The organism is Propioniciclava sp. (assembly GCF_036744435.1).
Taxonomy (GTDB): domain Bacteria; phylum Actinomycetota; class Actinomycetes; order Propionibacteriales; family Propionibacteriaceae; genus Propioniciclava.
This window is the reverse complement of record NZ_DAIOIA010000191.1, coordinates 1-3119: the sequence shown is the minus strand read 5'-3', so window position 1 is coordinate 3119 and position 3119 is coordinate 1. Positions and strand designations below refer to the sequence as shown.

Below are 3119 nucleotides of genomic sequence, written 5' to 3'. Positions count from 1 at the left end.
CGTGGTCTCCGTCGACGGAAGGGTCGTCGTGGTGGTCGTCGTCGAGGTGGTGACGCCGAGGGTCGGGCTGGGGCTGGCCGTGGTCTCCGGGTTCTCCGTGGTGGTCGTCGTCGGGTCCGTGGTGGGCGCGGCGGTGGTCCCGGGCGTGGCCGTGGTGGCGGAGGCGGTCGTCGAGCCGCTCGGGACGGTCGTCGTCTGCCCGGAGATGTTGGGGGTTTCGGCGAGGACGGTCGTGCCGCCGAGGCCGAGGGTCGTCACGACCGGGAGGGAGAACGCGGACGCCACCAAGGCTCCCTTGACGACGGAACGACGGGACGGCTCGATGACATCCAGCGGGCTCTGGGACGGGTCTGCGGACATGACGGTTCCTCCTGTGGAACGTGATGGGCGAGTGAGTCGAGGCTCAGTATGGGGCCGCTAAACCGCCTCTGGCAAGGAAACACGCCCGGTGTCACCCGTACGGGAACGTCGCTGCGGCCCCGGCGGTGGACCTGCGTCGATGGCGGGCGCTGGGGGAGAACGGGGTTACCGTCGGGAACGCCCGACGCGACGCAATCACAACGGCGTCCTGGATAACGATTCGGTTGCGGCCCTTGGCGATGAGAGCGCTTTCATCTGTGATGAGAACACGGCCTGAGAGCGCTCTCAGAAACGGTGGTGGAGCAGCGCCAGGGTCCTATGACAAAGGAGTCTCCATGCGTTCACGAATCATCACGGGGGTCGCGGCGATCGCCGGCGCGGCCCTGTTGATGGCGGGGTGTAGTTCGAGCCCCGCCACCCCGACCGCCGGGACGGACGAGAAGATCACGCTCACCGTCGCCACGTTCAACGAGTTCGGCTACGACAACCTCCTGGCCGAGTACACGACACTGCATCCCAACATCACCGTCACCGAGAAGAAGGCCGCCACCAGCAACGAGGCGCGCGAGAACTTCAGCACCAAGCTCGCCGCCGGCTCGGGGCTGTCCGACATCGAGGCCGTCGAGGTCGACTGGCTGCCCGAGATCATGGAGACGGCCGACCTGATGACCGACCTGAGCTCGTCCGACGTGCAGGGCCGCTAGCTGGACTGGAAGGTCAAGCAGGCTACGACGACCGACGGCAAGCTGCTGGGGTACGGCACCGACATCGGCCCGGAAGCGGTCTGCTACCGCGCCGACCTGTTCGAGAAGGCCGGGCTTCCCTCCGATCCGGACGCCGTGGCGAAGGCCATGGGTTCGTCGTGGGGCGACTACTTCGCGCTGGGTAAGAAGTTCGTCCAGGCCAGCCCCGGTGTGGCCTGGTACGACTCGGCCGACGCCACCTTCCAGGGCATGGTGAACCAGGTCCCCAACGCGTTCTCCTCCACCGAGCCCGAGGAGACGATCATCCCGCTGGCGCAGAACACGGCGATGCGGAACATGTACGACCAGGTGCTGACGGCCTCGAGCACCGACAAGCTGTCGGCTGGGCTGGCCCAGTGGAGCACCGACTGGCAGCAGTCCTTCCAGAACAACGGGTTCGCCACGATGCTGTGCCCGGCGTGGATGACGGGCGTCATCGAAGGCAACGCCAAGGGCGTGACCGGCTGGAAGATCGCCAACGTGTTCCCGGGCGGTGGCGGCAACTGGGGCGGTTCCTTCTTGACCGTCCCCGCGCAGGGCAAGCACGTGGCCGAGGCGAAGGCGCTCGCTGACTGGCTGACCGCCCCGGAGCAGCAGATCAAGGCGTTCAAGGCCAAGGGCACCTTCCCCAGCCAGGTCGCCGCGCTGACGAACTCCGACCTGCTGAATGCCACCGCGCCGTTCTTCAACGACGCCAAGACCGGTCAGATCTTCGCGGACCGGGCCAACGCGGTGACGGTGGTGCCGTTCAAGGGGCGCAACTACTTCGCGATCCGGCAATCCATCTCCGACGCCATCAATCGGGTCGACGTCGACCACACCGATGACGCCGCATCCTCCTGGGAGAAGGCGGCCAAGGAAGTCGCAGCCCTGGGCTGAGATCCGACGGGCCGTGCGGGTGCCCACCTGGGTGTCCGCACGGCCCGCCGCCCCCTCTCCCTGAGCCGAAGGAGCAACTGCTGTGGTGACCCCGCACGCGCCGACCTCAGTCTGGCGCAGCCGCCTGTCTCGCTGGGACGTCAAGACCGCCCCCTACCTCTACGTGGCCCCGTTCTTCCTGCTGTTCGCCCTCGTCGGCATGTTCCCCCTGCTCTACACGGCCTTCGTGTCGTTGCACAGTTGGGGGCTCCTGACGGGGAACCGGGGCTTCACGGGGCTGGACAACTATGCCGCTGTGCTGGGATCCGACCGCTTCTGGCAGGCCATGGGGAACACGTTCAGCATCTTCCTGCTGTCCTCGGTCCCGCAGGTCCTGGTGGCGTTGTTCATCGCGGCCGTGCTGGACGCCAACCTTCGCGCCAGGACGCTGTGGCGCATGGGCGTCCTGGTGCCGTACGTGGTGGCCCCCGTCGCGGTCGGCCTCATCTTCAATCAGCTGTTCGCCGACCAGTCCGGGTTCGTCAACGCCGTCCTCACCCAGGTGGGCCTCGACCCGATCGGCTGGCACAAGGACGCGCTCGCCTCGCATCTGGCCATCGCCACGATGGTGAACTTCCGCTGGACCGGGTACAACACGCTCATCCTCCTGGCCGCGATGCAGGCCATCCCGAGAGACGTGATCGAGGCCGCGGTGGTCGACGGCGCGGGCAGGCTGCGCACCTTCCTCTTCGTCACCTTGCCGATGCTGCGACCCACCCTCATCTTCGTCATCATCACCTCCACCATCGGCGGCCTGCAGATCTTCGACGAGCCGCGGATGTTCGACCAGATCGGGTTGGGCGGCGCCGACCGGCAGTGGATGACGGTGACCATGTACATGTACGAGGTCGGCTGGGGCAACCAGCGCAACTTCGGGATGGCGTCCGCGGTCGCCTGGATCCTGTTCGTGGTGATCGTCGCCTTCGCCCTGATCAACTTCGCACTCACGCGCAGGATCGCCACCTCGGCCGAGCCTCGCCGTCCCCGGAAGGGCCACCGATGAGCGCTCACGAACTGTCCATCCCGATGATCGAGCAGACGGCGGGACGCGGCGCGGCGCGGGCGGCCCGCCGCCGCCGGGCGCGGGCCGAGCAGGGC

Annotated in this window: 3 protein-coding genes and 1 pseudogene; 3 read left to right on the top strand and 1 reads right to left on the bottom strand. The window is 67.5% G+C overall.

Annotated features, from left to right (window positions below; all coding sequences use genetic code 11):
• Positions 1–360, bottom strand: a pseudogene (locus V7E09_RS14960) (hypothetical protein); the annotation flags it as partial.
• Positions 361–695: 335 nt separating this feature from the next.
• Here V7E09_RS14960 and V7E09_RS14955 point away from each other — a divergent pair.
• From V7E09_RS14955 to V7E09_RS14945, 3 genes are all read left to right on the top strand, one after another.
• On the top strand, positions 696–1064 hold the full coding sequence (locus V7E09_RS14955) for a hypothetical protein (protein ID WP_324511941.1): 369 nt from the start codon (positions 696–698) through the stop codon (positions 1062–1064).
• Positions 1065–1982, top strand: a complete 918-nt coding sequence (locus tag V7E09_RS14950; protein WP_324511960.1) for an extracellular solute-binding protein — start codon at positions 1065–1067, stop codon at positions 1980–1982.
• Between the two features lie 85 nt (positions 1983–2067).
• Positions 2068–3024: a carbohydrate ABC transporter permease gene (locus V7E09_RS14945; RefSeq protein ID WP_324511940.1), complete on the top strand. Its 957-nt coding sequence runs from the start codon at positions 2068–2070 to the stop codon at positions 3022–3024.
• Positions 3025–3119 lie beyond the last annotated feature (95 nt).